General features: G+C 69.9%; 2 protein-coding genes. Both read right to left on the bottom strand.

The genetic code is table 11. The annotated features are described in order from the left end of the window. On the bottom strand, positions 1-1,936 hold a 1,936-nt coding region (locus ACY45C_RS19985; protein WP_462189099.1), incomplete at its 3' end, for a recombinase family protein. Between the two features lie 298 nt (positions 1,937-2,234). Then, a complete protein-coding gene (locus ACY45C_RS19990; protein ID WP_462189100.1) occupies positions 2,235-2,534 on the bottom strand; it encodes a hypothetical protein in 300 nt (99 codons plus the stop codon). Positions 2,535-2,603 lie beyond the last annotated feature (69 nt).

Here is a 2,603-nt window from a genome sequence, read left to right on the forward strand (position 1 = left end):
CCGCAGGCCACCACTCGTGTGCGCCGGGTGCCTCGTCGGGGTGGACGGGCAGTGGCCGGTGGTGGTGGGTGATCGGGTGTCCGGCGCGGCGCAGGACCTGGTCGACCAGTCGCCAGCGGATCGGGCCGTCATCGCGGGCGGGGCGGAAACCGTCGGTGTTGAGCTGATCGGCGATCTGGCGAGGATCCAGGCCGCGGCGGGTGAGCTCGATCACGCGGGCGGTGAGCTGGGGGTAGTAGCTGAGGTCTTCGAAGCGTTGGAGGAGGCGGCGGAGCACCCCGGTGGTGGTCATCCCGCCGGCCCAGCAGATGGTGACGTCGACCAGTTCGCTGCGGCCACGGACGGTGACGATGATTTCGTCGATGACGGCGCGGATGATCTGCTTGCGGTCGGCGTTGTCGGTGGTCGGTGCGTTCCAGAGGGTGGGCAGGTCGGCTGCCGCGGCGGCGATGGCCTGCTTGTCAGGGGCGGTCAAGGGCACGGGGGCGGTGTGCTGGAAGCGGTGCCAGTCCTCGGTGAGCTGCCGGTGGTGGGCCAGGGCTTGTTCCCAGTCGGCTTCCAGCTGGCGGACCACCAGGCGGTTCTCGGGCTCGGCCAGCTGATAGCAGCGGCAGGCGTGGTCCACGGCCTGCTGGGCACGTTCCAGCCGCTGGGTCCAGATCTTGTTCAGCGCGGCCCGGTCGGCATGGAGCTGTTCGGCTGCGGCGATGCTGACCTGTGCGGCGGCCGGGGTCAGCGCGGCCAGCAGCCGGGCGGTGATGAAGGTGTCCAGACAGCGGCCGCTGAGGTGCTGACAGTGCGGGCCGCCGTAGTCGGCGCCGGCTCCGGTGCAGTTGTAGCTGGTGCGGGGTTTACCGGCGTCGATGTGATAGGCCACCGTCATCCGGCGGCGGCATCGGCCGCAGCGCAGCAGCCCCGCCAGCAGCGCCGGGCCGTAGCGCACCGCGCCGGGCACGTCGGCGTGTGGCTGGTTCGCGGCCAGGCGGGCTTGGTTGGCCTCGTACTGCGCCACGGTGATGTAGGCGGGCAACGCGTCCTCGATCCAGGCCAGCCACTCGGCGCGCTCCATCCGCCGCAGCCCGGCCTTGGGATGCCCGGGGCGGCGGCGGGAAGGATCGACCCGCCGCCGCCCATACACGTAGACCCCGGCATAGATCGGGCTGCCGAGCATGCAGGTTAGGGTGGCGCGGGCTGGCCGTTTCCACACCAGCTCGCCCCTGTCGGAGCCCGAGCGGGCCCGGATCCCGATCTGGATGCCGTGTTCGACCAGGAAACGCATCACGCCCTGGATCGAACCGAGCTCGGCGAACTTCGCGAAGACCAGACGCACCACGGACTGCACCTGCTCATCGGGGTCCAGCACCGCCTCGCCCGACGGACGACGCCAATACCCCACCGGCAGCGCGATGGCCAACTCGCCGCGGCGGGCCTTGTTCACCCGCCCGGCCTGCATCCGCTGATTGATCAGATACAGCTCGGCCTCGGACATCGTCCCTTTCAACCCCAGCAGCAACCGGTCGTTGTACTCGGCCGGGTCGTACACGCCATCGACGTCCGCCAGCAGCGCACCACCGAGCGCGCACAACTCGATCAGCTGGTACCAGTCCTTCCCCGAGCGTGCCAGACGCGACATCTCCGTGCCCAGTACCAGCCCGACGTGCCCCAAAGAGATTTCGGCTACCAGCCGCTGGAACCCCGCCCGGTCGACCGCGCTCGCCCCGGACCTGCCCAGGTCATCGTCGATCACCTGGACCCGCGACGCCGTCCAGCCCAGCGCCACGGCCCGGTCCACCAACGCGTACTGCAACCGCGTCGACTCACCGTGCCCCAGCACCTGCCCGCGGGTGGACTGGCGCACATACACCACCGCCGGCCGGTCGGTATGGCGACAGGTCACCTTGCCGCCCGACCGCTCCCACGGCATCACCGTGGTCACCGGTCACTCTCCGAGCTCGGTGCCGCCGGGGCCTGCTGGTTCGCCGCCTCGCTCCGCGACGGCAGACTCTTGCGAGCGATCAGCGCCAGCCAGTACACCGCCGTCCGGCGATTGGCCACCGGCAGCCCCGTCCACAGACTCGCCACATCCGGCTCTGCCTGGATCTGGGGCGCCCGTCGTCTCCGCCGTCCATGGTGCCCCACCTCCTTGCCGGCCACGGGCCTGCAACCGCTCAACCACCTCGACCAGCCGCAGCAGCCCCTCACGCCCGATTGTCGGCCCCTGATCGGGTTCTTGGCTACTCACAGGTGCAGTCTGATGAACAGATGTCGATGTGCCAGTGCTGGCGGGCGAACAGCGCGAGTAATGTGGCCGGCGCCTGCTCGAAGGTAAGGCTGGTGATCCCGTAGGCGGTCTCGCGGGTCGCCGGCCTGCCTTTCACCCGGCGCCAGCGGTGGATACGGATCGCCTGGGCCGCGTGCGGGAAGTCGAGGTGGGCGACGGTGGCGGCCTTGATACCGCGGGTCTCGTCGCGGCCGTGGCCATAATGGATCAACCAGCCCCCAGCGATCATCGAGACCGAGGAGACGCTACCCACAGACCAAGCCGCCTGATGTCTCACCGGGATTGACAGGCTCCGACCCACCGCCACTACGCAAAGCAGCTG

Source organism: Frankia sp. CcWB2 (assembly GCF_977927585.1).